General features: G+C 47.2%; 14 protein-coding genes and 1 tRNA gene. 11 read left to right on the top strand and 4 right to left on the bottom strand.

Annotation, left to right across the window (positions count from 1 at the left end):
* Positions 1-135: 135 nt before the first annotated feature.
* Entirely contained in the window at positions 136-1,005 is an 870-nt protein-coding gene (gene galU, locus UCH003_RS00150) for a UTP--glucose-1-phosphate uridylyltransferase GalU (RefSeq protein ID WP_173636943.1), read from the bottom strand.
* A 269-nt stretch (positions 1,006-1,274) separates the two neighbouring features.
* Between galU and UCH003_RS00145 the strand changes: the two genes are divergently transcribed.
* From UCH003_RS00145 to UCH003_RS00100, 10 genes are all read left to right on the top strand, one after another.
* Positions 1,275-2,945: a methyl-accepting chemotaxis protein gene (locus tag UCH003_RS00145; protein ID WP_060824942.1), complete on the top strand. Its 1,671-nt coding sequence runs from the start codon at positions 1,275-1,277 to the stop codon at positions 2,943-2,945.
* An 84-nt stretch (positions 2,946-3,029) separates the two neighbouring features.
* Positions 3,030-3,785, top strand: coding sequence for a class I SAM-dependent methyltransferase (locus UCH003_RS00140; RefSeq protein WP_060824941.1), 756 nt, complete (start codon positions 3,030-3,032; stop codon positions 3,783-3,785).
* Positions 3,773-4,798 carry an ABC transporter substrate-binding protein gene (locus tag UCH003_RS00135; RefSeq protein WP_060824940.1) on the top strand — a complete coding sequence of 342 codons (1,026 nt, stop codon included), beginning with the start codon at positions 3,773-3,775 and terminating at the stop codon, positions 4,796-4,798. Before UCH003_RS00140 ends, UCH003_RS00135 begins: the two co-directional genes overlap by 13 nt.
* Positions 4,795-5,838 (top strand): FecCD family ABC transporter permease, encoded by a 1,044-nt coding sequence (locus UCH003_RS00130; RefSeq protein ID WP_060824939.1) that lies wholly within the window; start codon positions 4,795-4,797, stop codon positions 5,836-5,838. The genes UCH003_RS00135 and UCH003_RS00130 overlap by 4 nt, the downstream gene beginning before the upstream one ends.
* Positions 5,835-6,623: an ABC transporter ATP-binding protein gene (locus tag UCH003_RS00125; RefSeq protein WP_039675410.1), complete on the top strand. Its 789-nt coding sequence runs from the start codon at positions 5,835-5,837 to the stop codon at positions 6,621-6,623. The genes UCH003_RS00130 and UCH003_RS00125 overlap by 4 nt, the downstream gene beginning before the upstream one ends.
* 130 nt (positions 6,624-6,753) lie before the next feature.
* The gene (locus UCH003_RS00120) at positions 6,754-8,961 is read left to right on the top strand and encodes a TonB-dependent receptor (protein WP_060824938.1); all 2,208 of its coding nucleotides are present in this window, start codon (positions 6,754-6,756) and stop codon (positions 8,959-8,961) included.
* Positions 8,961-9,491 carry an FmdE family protein gene (locus tag UCH003_RS00115; protein WP_060824937.1) on the top strand — a complete coding sequence of 177 codons (531 nt, stop codon included), beginning with the start codon at positions 8,961-8,963 and terminating at the stop codon, positions 9,489-9,491. Before UCH003_RS00120 ends, UCH003_RS00115 begins: the two co-directional genes overlap by 1 nt.
* Complete coding sequence (gene exbB, locus UCH003_RS00110) at positions 9,491-9,916, top strand: TonB-system energizer ExbB (RefSeq protein WP_039675416.1); 426 nt, start codon at positions 9,491-9,493, stop codon at positions 9,914-9,916. The genes UCH003_RS00115 and exbB overlap by 1 nt, the downstream gene beginning before the upstream one ends.
* Complete coding sequence (locus UCH003_RS00105) at positions 9,906-10,286, top strand: biopolymer transporter ExbD (RefSeq protein WP_060824936.1); 381 nt, start codon at positions 9,906-9,908, stop codon at positions 10,284-10,286. Before exbB ends, UCH003_RS00105 begins: the two co-directional genes overlap by 11 nt.
* Before the next feature lies 1 nt (position 10,287).
* Positions 10,288-10,956, top strand: a complete 669-nt coding sequence (locus tag UCH003_RS00100) for a TonB family protein (RefSeq protein ID WP_060824935.1) — start codon at positions 10,288-10,290, stop codon at positions 10,954-10,956.
* On the opposite strand, the gene UCH003_RS00095 is transcribed toward UCH003_RS00100, so the two are convergent.
* The 3 genes from UCH003_RS00095 to ilvD are packed head-to-tail and all read right to left on the bottom strand — an operon-like array spanning position 10,957 to position 13,497.
* Entirely contained in the window at positions 10,957-11,166 is a 210-nt protein-coding gene (locus tag UCH003_RS00095; protein ID WP_060824934.1) for a hypothetical protein, read from the bottom strand.
* A gap of 10 nt (positions 11,167-11,176) precedes the next feature.
* Positions 11,177-11,815, bottom strand: a complete 639-nt coding sequence (locus tag UCH003_RS00090; RefSeq protein WP_060824933.1) for a MarC family protein — start codon at positions 11,813-11,815, stop codon at positions 11,177-11,179.
* Positions 11,815-13,497 carry a dihydroxy-acid dehydratase gene (gene ilvD, locus UCH003_RS00085; protein WP_060824932.1) on the bottom strand — a complete coding sequence of 561 codons (1,683 nt, stop codon included), beginning with the start codon at positions 13,495-13,497 and terminating at the stop codon, positions 11,815-11,817. Before ilvD ends, UCH003_RS00090 begins: the two co-directional genes overlap by 1 nt.
* 128 nt (positions 13,498-13,625) lie before the next feature.
* Between ilvD and UCH003_RS00080 the strand changes: the two genes are divergently transcribed.
* Positions 13,626-13,700, top strand: a tRNA-Gly gene (locus tag UCH003_RS00080).
* Positions 13,701-13,718: the final 18 nt, after the last annotated feature.

The raw sequence follows: 13,718 nt of genomic DNA, 5'->3' as shown, positions 1-13,718 counted from the left end.
GTTCCGCCTCATTATTTTTTAATGCTCTGATTATAACTTACGGAAGCTAATAAAGGGTTTATCTTCTGTGAAACAAAGAAAGAGAAAAAGAGGGCGACGCCTTATGCAAAGCCCTGTATAAGGCGTCAAATCGAGTTATTTGAGTTTATCGTGAAAGTAATTGGTCGCTTCGACAAAGCCTTCGATCGAACCGCAGTCAAAGCGTCTGCCTTGAAATTTATAAGCGATAACTTTGCCTTGTTTTGCCAACTCCAACAACGCGTCGGTAATCTGAATCTCGCCGCCTTTGCCGGGTTTAGTGTTTTCGATGACTTCAAAAATTTCGGGAATTAAAATATAGCGTCCGATAATCGCCAAATTGGTCGGAGCATCTTTAGGATCGGGTTTTTCGACCATATTGGAGACGCGCAAAACCGAAGGGTTGCCGTCCACGATGCGACCGTCGATAACGCCGTATTTGTTGGTCTCTTCTTTGGGCACTTCTTCGATGGCGACGACGCAACAACGGTATTTTTCGTACACTTCGACCATCTGTTTCAAAACCGGATCGTCTTCGTTATTGTCGCACAAGTCGTCGGCCAAAATGACGGCAAACGGTTCGTCTCCGATCAGGGTTTTTCCCGTTAAAATCGCGTGTCCCAACCCTTTCATCTCGACTTGTCGCGTGTAGCTGAACGTACAATTGTCGATTAGATTTCGGATCTCTGTCAAATAGCTCTCTTTGGACGTTCCTTTGATCTGATGTTCCAATTCGTAACTGACGTCAAAGTGGTCTTCAATCGCTCGCTTGCCGCGCCCCGTAACGATTGCCATCGTGTCGATTCCCGCACTCACCGCCTCTTCGACGCCGTATTGAATCAAAGGTTTGGTTAAAACGGGCAACATCTCTTTGGGCATCGCTTTGGTTGCGGGTAAGAAGCGCGTACCGTAGCCTGCGGCGGGAAAAAGACATTTTTTAACGGATTTGAGATTATTGATTTTACTAAATTTTGAGATACCGGACACCGTATCCTCCTAAAAAATTAAATGTGAAATTTTAGCTTAATTTTGCTCTTTTTTTGTTGAGAGTGTAAAAATTAAACACGAAACGCTTCAACCTTTGGCATACGATCGGCTATCATATCTTTATCATACAAAGTACGTTATGCTCTTTAGAGCTCTTACATGTCTTGAAAGCAAAATTCTCAAGACTTCTTAAGCGCCGGATTTTACGGAAAATCCATGAAATACATGCCTTCTTCACCATAACACTTTTGAACCGCAAAGGCTTTGACATGTTAGAACGTTCGTATCGGCTGCTCGGCTCTTTTTTCATCATCACATCGGTATGCATCGCCCTAAGCGTTGCGTTGGGAGTGCCCGTTTTTCTCGCACTTGGCTTGGAAGTCGGACTTTTGCTCTCTTTCATGCTTGCGGCATACGTCAAAATGATCCGCCCGCTTTCTCAAGCGATTCGGTTGTTGATTGACCTCAAAGCACGCGCGAAAAGCACACGGGAAAAAACAAAGCACTCTTTTAACGCACTCGAAAAAGATGAACCGTTTATTCAAGAACTTCTGGGCGAGCCTTACGAACTCATCGCCTTGCTGATCGAGTTGAGCGAGCACTATTCCAACAGTGCCGCCCGCAATTCGATTTCGACGGCACGCTTGATGTTTTCCATCGACGCGATGTCTAAGAAATTGGAAGAAAAAGCTCATTCTATCGGTAAGATTTCCGAATCGGCTCAAAATATTTTTGAACATGTCAATCGCGTCAGCACCAATTCGCAAGACGCTTCTTCGTTTGCCAAACTCTCCATGAGCGAAAGTAAAAAAAGCGTTCAAGAACTCAGCGAGATTATCGCCAATATGGCGAATATCAATGCGCAAACCGCCGATGCTTCGCGCAAAGTTAACGAACTCAAAGAAAAATCGCTGAACATTCAAAACGTCACGACCGTCATCGACGACATTGCCGATCAAACCAATCTTTTAGCACTCAATGCCGCTATCGAAGCCGCAAGGGCGGGTGAACACGGTAGAGGATTTGCCGTCGTAGCGGACGAAGTACGCAACCTTGCCGAGCGCACGTCCAAATCGACCAACGAGGTGACGATTATCGTTAAGGAGATTCAACAAGACACGATCGACGTTTTTAGCAGCATCGAAGCCTTACGTCATGAAGTCGATCGTGCGTCGCAAACGGTTCAAAGCGTGGGAGAGGAGATCAAAAACTTTATTCAAAACGCCGAAAAAATCGAAGAGCAAATCGATCATATCGCGACAAGTTCGCATTATAATAGCGACCAATTGCTCACGATTCGCGATGCGATCGATAAAATCAGCGACCAGCTTGAATCGGGTACGAAAGAGATGAAGTCCATCTCGGGACAAACGCAAGCCATTATCGGCAGTGCCGAAAGTGCACACGAAAATCTTAGCGCGTTTGCGATGGACGAGTACCACGAGCAGATGTACCAAAAATGCCTCGGTGCAAAACAAGCGATCGAAGCGATTTTTGAAGAGGCGATTCAACGCGGACAACTCAGTATCGACGATATTTTCGACACGAATTTCAAGCCGATTGCGGGTACCGACCCGCAAAAATTTACCAATCGCTACGATGCTTTTACCGATCAGGCATTTCCGATCGTTGTCGATACGTTAATGAAAGAAAATCAGCAAACGCTTTTTTATGCCGTCGCCATGCACAAATCAGGATACATCTCGACGCATAATGCACGCGCACCGCTGAGCGGCGATTACCAAAAAGACCTTTTCCAAAATCGCTCAAAACGTATCTTTACCGATAGCGGCGTTCGCGGAGCCAATCACGAAAAACGCGTTTTACTGCAAACTTATATCCGTGAAAACGGCGATATTATGCATGATATTTCCATTCCGATCTATGTACGCGCTCGTCACTGGGGCGGATTTAGAATCGGGTATAAACCCAAAAGCTAGTCGGTTTGGTTTTCAGGTTTGATTAACGCGAGGAACGCTAGAATAATATCGAAATAGAATTGGTATTATTTATGGGGTCTAAAAATGTTCAACGCCTCCGCAAACCGCTCCTTATGGGATCAAAAAGCCAAACAGTATCCGCGCTTTTCTTTAAACCTCTCGGAGTTTCAACGGCGCATCTTTCAATCGCTCGCGCAAAACGGTATCGACTTTGAAGGGAAAACGCTTTTGGACGTAGGATGCGGTACGGGTGTTTACACGCTTCACTTCGCACACAAAGCCTTACATGTAAGCGCACTTGATCTCTCCCAAGAGATGCTAAACGTCCTCAAAGAAGACGCCGATCAAGCAAACCTTGGGGATAAATTCGACTTTTTTTGCGGGACGTGGGATGATTTTCAAACCGACCGAACTTTCGATATTTGCTTCTCTTCGATGTCGCCCGCGCTCCAAACGCCCGAACATATCGAGCGTTTTAACGCCCTTTCGTCACATGCGTGTGTTTATCTGGGATGGGCGGGAAAGCGCATCTCCGGTTTACTAAATCCCGTGTTTGAAGCACACGGACTCACGCTCAAGGCCCCGTTAGGCTCCGAATTGATCCTTCGGTGGCTAGAGCAAAATCGTATCGCATATGATGAACGTTATTTGGAAGATACGCGTTTACATGTAATGCCTTACGATAGAGCGTTGGAGTCGGTTTTATGGCATCTTCGCATCAACCGCACCCATCCGAACATGCAAGCCCTAAAGTCGATCATAACGTCGATGCAAAACGCAAACGGCGATGTCGCCTTTCAAACTACCTCAGGAGTGAAACTCATCTCATGGAAAAAATAATCCTTGCGTGCCTGCTTTTCGCCGGTACGCTTTTCGCTCAATCGTATACGGATATGCTCGGTCGAAACGTTGAAATCGGCACAACGTCCCGATTGGTTTTTTTAGGTCCGGGCGCATTGCGTTTGGGAACGTATTTGGGACTCAATACCCGTTTGGTCGGCATTGAAAAAATCGAAAAAGAGTCCTCCTTTTTATCGCCGTACCGTACGTTTATGAGCGCCGAAGCCATCGACAAACTTCCGTTAATCGGTCCGGGGGGTCCTGGTAAAATGCCCGACATGGAAGCCTTGCTGACGCTTCAACCCGACCTCATCGTCACTTCGTTCGTCGATCAAAACCAAATCGAGACGATCGCTTCTAAAACGCATATACCGATTATTGCCCTAAGCTACGGTGCGTCTTACGGCGGTACGGAAGAAAAAAATCTTGAAGAGGTCAAAAAGTCGCTTCTGCTCTTAGGGGAAATCACGCAAACGCTACCGCGCGCGCAAAGCCTCGTCGCGTTTATCGAAAATCAAGAAAAAACCTTACGTTCGCTTTCGTTGGAGAAAAAACGTGTTTACGTCGGCGGCGTAGGCTATAAAGGCGTCCAAGGGCTCACGAGTACCGAAGTGGATTATCCTCCGTTTGCGCTTCTCGGGCTCAAAAACTGCGTTTTTGAACAGACAAAACTCAAAGGACACCGGTTTATCGAGCTAGAGGCTCTCTTGAAAAGCGATCCGGAAATCATTTTCGTCGATCTTTTCGGTCAAGCCAAAATTCAAGAGGAGTACCAAGAACACAAAGCCTTGTACGATTCGCTCAGCGCGTACAAAACGGCACAGCTCAAAACCGTTTTAGGCTATAACTACTACAGCACCAATATCGAAAACCTCTTCGTCATCGCATGGCAAATTGCAAGCGGCTTAGGTGCCAAAGTCGAGGTCAAAGCCGAAGCGGAAAAAATCTACGAGGCGTTTTACCCGCAACACGGTGCGAAGCTTTTATCTCAATTGCAGTATCCGCCTTTATGAGTTTGCACCTTCTGTATCGCAAGCGCACGCTCAAGCGATTCGGACTTTTTGCGTTCTTATCGCTGACGATTATCCTCCTTTTATGGCTCAATATGATTAGCGGAACGGGAGGTGTCGTCGTACGCGATACGCTCAAACTCATAGGACTGGAGCCTTCCTCCGGAAGCTTTTCGATGATCCTTTTTTCCATACGCTTACCGCGCGCACTCGCAGGATTGCTCGTCGGCATGCTTTTGGGACTCTCGGGAGCGGCGATGCAAGGCGTCTTACGCAACCCGCTCGCTTCGCCCTTTACCTTGGGCATTTCGCAAGCGGCTGGATTTGGAGCGGCATTTGCGATTATCGCACTTAGTGCATCCGATATTTCGACGCATCCTCTGTGGCTCAAACTCAATATCGCGCTTTTTGCCTTCGGTGCAAGCATCGTGTGCGCGCTACTCATCGTATGGATTTCGCATTTTGTGGGCATGATTCCGCACACTTTGATCTTGGCGGGCGTGGGGTTAGGTTCTTTGTTTCATGCGGGAACGATGTTTTTACAGTACTTTACCAGCGATATTAATGCCGCCGCAACGCTCTTTTGGACGTTTGGGGATTTGAGCAAAGCCAACGCTATGACGCTTGGAGCGATGGTACTTTTTTTGATTCCATCACTTCTTTATCTCTGGGCGGCACATTGGAAATTCGACGCATTGGCATTTGGAGACGAGAACGCGTTTAACAAAGGCGTGGAAGTCAAGCGTTTTCGCATCGGCGTCATTCTCTTTTCGACGCTTTGTACCGCTATCGCCGTTGCCTTTTTCGGGATTATCGGCTTTATCGGGCTCATCGCACCGCATGCGGTACGTCTTGTCTTAGGAAGCGCGCACGGAGCGTTAATACCGCTTTCGGCTTTATGCGGAGGAGCATTGCTTTTGGGCGCCGATTTCGCCGCACGTATGCTTTTGCATCCCGTAACGCTTCCGGTGGGCATTTTAACGTCGTTTATCGGCGCACCGCTTTTATTATACCTTCTCGTATCGCAAGGACGCCGCCGATGAGCCTTTACCTTCACGATCTTACCTACCGTTTGAAACGTAAAGAGCTTCTCAAAGCCGTTTCGTGTACGGCACGCGAAGGCGAAGTCGTAGGGCTCATCGGTCCCAACGGAGCGGGCAAAAGTACGCTTTTAAAACATCTGGTGGGGCTCATTCCCTCCCCTTTGGGTACCGTGATGCTAGACGACGTGGATCTGAGTCGTTTAAAAGCGGCGGAATTGGCACGCTATATCGCCTACGTCTCTCAATTCAATACGCCCTCGCAAGCGACGACGTTGGAAGTTTTGGAACTCGGCCGTCGTGCCCACAGCGGAATCAAACTTTCGCGAACCGATAAACACCTCATCGCACAAAGCGTCGAGCAATTTGACCTTCTTGCGCTTCTTGAGATGAGCGTCACGGAACTCAGCGGCGGCGAACGTCAAAAAGTGATGATCGCATCGGCGTTATTGCAAGAACCGAAAATTTTACTGCTGGACGAGCCGATTTCACACTTAGACCCTAAAAACCAACTTGAAATGCTTCTAGCCATCCATCGACTAACGCGTGAAAAAGGGCTTATAACCTTCATCGTTCTGCACGACATTCAACACGCCATTCATTACACCGATCGCCTTTTAATGCTCAAGCAAGGCACGTTACTGCACGATATTGAGACCTCGCATATTGAAGCTTCGATGCTCGAAGAGCTCTTTGAGGTCGCCGCATCCTTACATGTCAGCGAAGGGCATACCTTCGTTTATTACGGACATCACCATGAATCTATCGCTCAAGGGCACCGCCACTAAGACTTTTACGCCTCAATAATATTTGAATTTATCAAAAATATTATTTATAATTTATTTGTATTACAGCTTAATTAACCTATAGTAATACGAATTATTTTAAAAAAATACGTGTTATTAAAGGGGGAAAGTTTTGAAACACAAGCATTGGCTAAAGGTATCGTTTGCCGCTTTGAGCCTTTCGACGCTTTACGGTGTCGATCTCGAAACGATGGAAGTGGAAGCGGAACGTCTGATTAATCCGACGAAACAAACGGGAGAAAGCGTCTACACGGGCAGTGAAGTGACGCAAAAAGGCATGGAAATTCAAGGCGTCAAGGCAACAACGAGCGTTTACGAAGCCTTATCGATTTTACCGGGCGTTAGCGTCGAAAATGTCGATAGTAGCGGTCTTGCGATCGAGCAAAGTACCGTACGGATGCGCGGCGTTAGAAGTTCTATGGGGGCACTGACGGTAGAGGGCGTTCCCAATTACGGCGGAAATCCCATCGGACCTAGAGATTATCTCTACGATATGGAAAATATGGAATCGCTTTCGATCTATAAAGGCGGCGTTCCTTCGGATATCGGCACGGGTGTGGGTTCCAGAGGCGGTGCGATTACGCTGCATCCCAAATGGGCACAAGAAGCGTTCGGTTTTGACCTCTCGCAAACGATCGGAAGCGATCACTATACGCGAAGTTATTTTAGGCTCGATAGCGGTATTCTCAATGAAAGCGGTACGCGTGTCTCGGGAGCCGTCTCCTACGCGCAAGCCGACAAATGGCGCGGGGAAGGCGACTTAGGACCTAGAGTCAACGCCAACTTCTCCCTCGTCCAACCGATCGGTGAAGCGACGACGCTTAAACTATGGTACAACCATAACGATCAAGACCAAAATTTATACCGACCGCTTTCGTATGCACAAACCCAAAATCTTAAAGCCAACTACAACGTCGATTATAACAAAGCCTTGACGGGGAGTGCGGCACAAGATATTTACTACTACGACTACAATAAAGGCGAATATCAAAACGATGACTTGATAGCGATTTTAACGCATTCGTTTAACGATACCTACGCCTTAAATCTGAAGCCCTACTACTCCAAAGAAGACACCGAAATCTACCAAGGCGTTACCAGTAACGGAGGAAGGGTTCAAAAACGCGTTCGCGACATCGAGCGTTACGGTGTAATGAGTGAACTTGAAGCCCGTTACGACCTGTTTAAGGCGGTGGTCGGCTATCATTTCGAAAAATCGCTGATGGAGATTTCAAGCGAAAACTACGCCATCACCTCTTCGGGGCTCTCGTATCGAGGCATGGGCGTCGTCGGTACTTCGGGCGATACCTATCTTCATAGTCCTTACCTTAAACTCTCCGGAAACGTCGGCGACTTTAGTTGGCAAGGCGGGTTAAAATATTTCCGTTTCGAAGATGCCGACAGTTTAGGCTATACGACAAGCACTTCCGCACCTTACGGACTGGTTAGGGCAAGCGATTTGGATCGAGACGGCGAAACCTATTCGATCGTTTTACCGACGTTTGGCGTCTCATATAATTTCAATGCCGCATGGCAAACGTATGCCAATTACGGTAAAAGCTTTATTCGCCCTTACTCGTACATGCCGATCATGAACACATACAATACTTATCGCACGCAGTTTCAAGCTGCGGGAGTAAGCGTTCAAGACCTTTTCGACGGATACGATCTTGAAAAATCGGATAATTTCGACGTAGGCGTACGTTACAAAAACGATAGCTTCGAAATCGCACCGACCTTATTTTACGGAAAACACACAAACCTTCTGACCAACGTTTCCGATAGCAGAGTGCTCTCGGGCGGTTCGCCGATTAGCTATCAGCAAAATATCGGAAAAGCCACCAGCTACGGGATTGAGACGGAAGTCAATGTTTTTCTAAACGACGAATTAACGTTTTTCTTCAATCCGACCTACGTACACTTTACCTACGACGAGGATATTAGTTATCAAGGCACGACGCTTAACGCCAAAGACAACCAAATCGTCGATACGCCCAAATGGATGGCGAAAACGGGTATAATATATAAAATCGGTCGTTTCGAATTGATTCCTATGGCACGGTATTTAGGCGAACGCTACGGCGATGCGGGCAATCACGATAAAATCGACGATTGTTGGCTATTCGACGCTCAGTTTGCTTATACGCAAAAGAATTTTTACGATAAAGCGACACTTAGGGTTGCGCTGGAAGTGGATAATATTTTCGATAAAGAATATGTATCGGCTATCAGTGCTTCGGACGATACGCGAGCAGGTGCGGCCAGTTATTACCAAGGCGCGCCTAGAAGCGTGATGTTAACGGTAGGAGTACATTTCTAATGCAACAATTATGGGAAAAATGTGTCGCATTTCACGGACACGCATGTCCGGGACTTGCCATCGGATTTCGTGCATCGCAAGCCGCTCACGAGTGGTTAGGGATGGTAGGATTTAGCAAAGACGAAGAGTTAGTATGCGTAACCGAAAACGACGCCTGCGGAGTCGACGCGATTCAAGTGCTTTTAGGATGCAGTTTCGGCAAAGGCAATCTCATCTATAAAGATACGGGAAAGCAAGCGTTTAGTTTTTTTGATCGCAAAAACGGCAAAAAAGGGCGTATCGTTTTTAAACGCCCATTCGGTCATACGATCGATCGTGCGAGCATGCAAGAGTTGATCTTAAACGCACCGCTGGAAGAGCTTTTTACGCTCAAAGAGCCGACGTTTGAGCTTCCCGAATCGGCACGTTTGTTTGCTTCGGAAGTATGCGAAGTATGCGGCGAGAGCGCGCCGGAGCATAAAATGCGCTTGCAAGAGGGGAAAAAAGTTTGCTTGGATTGTTTTAAAGCCTATTCGCGCGGATGGAATTGATGGACGCATTAAAATTCTGGATCGATTATGCGATTTTCGGTATTTTAGGGGTGATGAGTCTTCTGGCTCTCACCTATGCGTTGGAACGTTTTTTCTTTTACCGCAACATCGATGTAACGCCTTACCGCGATATCGACACGCTTGAAACCGATTTGACGCGCAACTTGACCGCCTTATCGATTATCAGCTCCAACGCACCTTATATCGGACTTTTAGGCACTGTTTTAGGCATTATGGTTACCTTTTACGATATGGGAAAATCCGGCAATATCCAAACCGATACGGTCTTAACCGGCCTCTCGCTTGCACTCAAAGCCACGGCACTCGGCTTAACGGTCGCCATTCCGACGCTTATGGCCTATAGCGCATGCTTGCGCAAATGCGACGTTTTGAGTGCCAAATGGAAGGCATCGCGTGCGGCTTAAACGACCCGAAGGGCTCAATATTATCCCTTTTATCGACATTATGCTGGTTCTTTTAACGATTGTCTTAACCCTTTCAACGTTCATCGCCCAACGCACCTTAGAACTCAATTTGCCTAAAGCGACGCAAAGCAACACCCCGTCTCAAAAACAAGCCTATACGATTACGCTCTTAGGCGACCAAACGATTTTATGGCAAAACGAGCCGCTTCCTTTAGAAAATCTCGACCAAAAGCTTGACATGTTAAACCCACAAGATACGTTAATGCTTCAAGCCGACGAGCAGAGCCGTTTCGGACTGTTCGTGACGCTCTTGGATCGTCTTAAAGCACGCCGTTTGGAACACCTCGACATTGCGGTACTCCCTCAATAACATGTACTTCAAACGCGCTTTTTTACTTTCATTGTTCTTACATGTAAGCGTCGCAATGCTTTTAATATCGTTTTTTACGCTCCGTGCCAAACCGAGCGAACCCGTGCGACAAGAGCGTTTTCACATCTGCCTAACGCCGCAACAACCGACGCCTACGCCCGCCGTACCCCAAAACGTACCAAACGTCGTCGAAGAGCCTAAAGTCGCAACTCCCCTACCGCAACCGTCTCTTAAACCGACTCCGCCCAAACCCAAGCCTAAACCGATCGCAACCGTTGTTCCGACACCTGCCCTAAGTGCGCCTCACGAGACGCCGCCTGAAGAAGCGCGCCCTCTATCCGCAGAAATCCCTACGGAAACTTTGATGCCTAAACCTCTCAAGCATACAACCGATGCGCAGGAAAACCAGATTGCACACAAGATTCAAGCGGCACTTTTAGCGGCAAAAACGTATCCGAAAAGAGCCCAACGTGCGGGAATGGAAGGTGCCGTCGCTTTATGCTTTATATGGACGAGTGCGGGGGTCAAAGAGGCTCACGTCTGCCAAAAGTCAAAGTATGCACTTTTAGACGAACACAGCCTTGAGACATTGAAACAGGCTTCAGAAACATTCCCGAGCGTCGAATCGCCCGTGGAAATTCGTATCGTTTTGAGCTATACGCTTAAATAATTACGCCTGATGATCGTACGCTTCGCCGAGCATTTCACGCATTTTACGCTCCATACGCTTTTCAAACGCCTCGTTGGAAGGAGAGGCTTCATTGGAAAATTTGGCTTTTCCGTAAAGCACGCATCCGCGATCTCCGGGATCACACTCTTTGCGAATAATGTCGCAAATACCCTCGACGTCGTGAGGGCACGTCCAACCGCCTCGGTTCATGAAACCATCCTTACATGTAATGTTTCGCAAGCACGCTGATGCCGCCTACGATAAATTGCACCGCTATCGCTCCAACGATCAAACCCATCAAACGACTCACGATCTTTTGCCCCGTAATGCCCAAATAATGACGGATATAAATACTGTTTTTAAACGCTAGATAGACGCTAAACGCCACGATAAGATATGCCATAATCAATGCCGCAAGGGAAGCGACGCTTTCGCTATGCCCGCGCAAAATGATGATCGTTGCAAAAATTCCAGGGCCAAACGTAATCGGAATACCCAAAGGAATAACCGAAAATTCATCGTTTTTGATGGCTTCTTCGCGCTCTTCTTCGGTTTGATTTTTCGACTCCATAGAGCCTTGAACCATCTTAATTGCCGTTAGCAACAAAATAATACCGCCCATGACTTTCAGCGAATCGATCTCGATACCGAAAAGGTTGAGTAAAAAATTACCGCTTAAAAGCACAACGAAAAAAGCGACGATAATCGTCATCGTCGCTTTAGCCGCAATTTTATCGATGTGCGCTTTGGTCGTATTTTGGGGCAAAAGCGAAAGCATAATTGCACTGACGCCCAAAGGATCAACGATTGCCATCATCGTAATGGTATGTTGCAACAAGAGGTTGAAAAAATCCGCCATTATGCCTCTTCGGTACGAAGAACCGCGCCGCTACTGGCGTTGGTCACCAATTGGCGGTATTGTTTTAACCAGCTTCCTTGAATCGTTTTGACTTTGGGTTTAAATGCCGCTTTACGGCGCGCCAATTCCGCCTCGTCGATCAAGGCTTCGATACTGTACGCATCAACGTCGATTTGAATCGTATCGCCGTCTTGAAGAAGACCGATCAACCCGCCCTCTGCCGCTTCGGGACTGACATGCCCGATGCTAAATCCTCTGGTCGCACCCGAAAAACGTCCGTCGGTGATGAGTGCCACGTCGGCACCTAATCCCATTCCCATAATCAAGCTGGTCGGAGAAAGCATCTCTTGCATTCCAGGTCCCCCGCGCGGTCCTTCGTAGCGAATCACGACCACGTCGCCTTTTTTGACTTTACCGCCTACGATTCCCAAGAGTGCTTCTTGTTGCGAATCAAAACAAACCGCTTTACCGATAAATTGGCGACCGCCCACGATACCCGCCGTTTTAATGACGCATCCCGCTTGTGCCAAATTGCCGAACAAAATCGCCAATCCGCCCACTTTGGAGTAAGGATTTTCAAGGGTATGAATGACGGTCGTATCTTGAATTTCCGCAGTAGCGATACGTTCGCCGATCGTTTCGCCGGTCACGGTTAAATTATCCAGATGCAAAATACCGTTATCGCGTCGGCTAACCTCTTTCATAACGGCGTTCATGCCGCCCGCTTTGTTGATGTCTTCCATATGAACGGTCGAAAGCGAAGGCGAAATTTTCGCGATATGCGAAACGTTTTTACTAATTTCATTAATATCTTTAATCGCGAAATTAACGCCCGCTTCTTTAGCGATGGCTAACATGTGAAGAACCGTGTTGGAGCTTCCTCCCATGGCCATATCGATCGCAAATGCGTTACGAACGGCTTTTTCATTCAAGATGTTTTTCAATTTAAAACGATCGTCGAGGGCAATTTCACAGATACGTTTGGCCGCCTTGCGAATTAACGCTTCGCGTTCTGGCGTAAGTGCCGGAATCGTACCGTTACCGGGAAGGGCAATACCCATGGCTTCCATCAACGTATTCATACTATTGGCGGTAAACATCCCCGAACACGAACCGCCGCTTGGACAAGCATTGCACTCGATATCAACCAATTCCGCTTCGCTAATATCGCCTTTTTCGAACTTCCCGACGGCTTCGAAAGCAGAGTTTAAATCAAGCGGTGCTCCCTCTTTTGTATAACCTTTTTTCATCGGTCCGCCGCTGACGAAAACCGTCGGAACATTAACCCTAAGCGCGCCCATAATCATACCCGGTACTATCTTGTCGCAGTTGGGAATACAAATCATCGCATCTAACATATGCGCATTCATCATCGTTTCAATCGAATTGGCGATCAACTCGCGGCTCGGAAGCGAATACAGCATCCCATCATGCCCCATCGCAATCCCGTCGTCGACGCCGATCGTATTAAATTCAAACGGAACGCATCCGTTTTTACGAATCTCGTCTTTAATGATCACGGCATACTCATGCAAAAAGAAATGTCCCGGAATAATATCGATATACGAATTGGCTACGCCGATAAACGGTTTGTTAAAATCTTCGTCTTTAAGCCCAGTGGCCCGAAACAAACTCCGATGAGGTGCTCTGTTATACCCTTTTTTGACTTGATCGCTACGCATCAATCTTCCTTAAAAAATTTTTTAAATTATAGCAAAACCACCCTAAAAAAATTTGCCTTCCGTAAATTTAACGAAGATGGCTTTACATTTTTCAAAAAAACTGCTATACTCTCATCTCTTTTTTAAATGCGGGAATAGCTCAGTGGTAGAGCACGACCTTGCCAAGGTCGGGGTCGCGAGTTCGAACCTCGTTTCCCGCTCCATTTAGTTTTTTTAAAAAA

Source organism: Sulfurospirillum cavolei, from assembly GCF_001548055.1.
GTDB lineage: Bacteria > Campylobacterota > Campylobacteria > Campylobacterales > Sulfurospirillaceae > Sulfurospirillum.
Note: the sequence above shows the minus strand (reverse complement) of the source record. Positions and strands in the feature narration are given on the sequence as shown.

Coding starts and splice junctions, on each gene's coding strand:
- ilvD (WP_060824932.1), bottom strand. CDS start 13,497: ATGCGTAGCGATCAAGTCAAAAAAGGGTATAACAGAGCACCTCATCGG.
- UCH003_RS00090 (WP_060824933.1), bottom strand. CDS start 11,815: ATGGCGGATTTTTTCAACCTCTTGTTGCAACATACCATTACGATGATG.
- exbB (WP_039675416.1), top strand. CDS start 9,491: ATGGACGCATTAAAATTCTGGATCGATTATGCGATTTTCGGTATTTTA.
- UCH003_RS00130 (WP_060824939.1), top strand. CDS start 4,795: ATGAGTTTGCACCTTCTGTATCGCAAGCGCACGCTCAAGCGATTCGGA.
- UCH003_RS00140 (WP_060824941.1), top strand. CDS start 3,030: ATGTTCAACGCCTCCGCAAACCGCTCCTTATGGGATCAAAAAGCCAAA.
- UCH003_RS00145 (WP_060824942.1), top strand. CDS start 1,275: ATGTTAGAACGTTCGTATCGGCTGCTCGGCTCTTTTTTCATCATCACA.
- UCH003_RS00135 (WP_060824940.1), top strand. CDS start 3,773: ATGGAAAAAATAATCCTTGCGTGCCTGCTTTTCGCCGGTACGCTTTTC.
- UCH003_RS00125 (WP_039675410.1), top strand. CDS start 5,835: ATGAGCCTTTACCTTCACGATCTTACCTACCGTTTGAAACGTAAAGAG.
- UCH003_RS00115 (WP_060824937.1), top strand. CDS start 8,961: ATGCAACAATTATGGGAAAAATGTGTCGCATTTCACGGACACGCATGT.
- UCH003_RS00100 (WP_060824935.1), top strand. CDS start 10,288: ATGTACTTCAAACGCGCTTTTTTACTTTCATTGTTCTTACATGTAAGC.
- UCH003_RS00095 (WP_060824934.1), bottom strand. CDS start 11,166: ATGAACCGAGGCGGTTGGACGTGCCCTCACGACGTCGAGGGTATTTGC.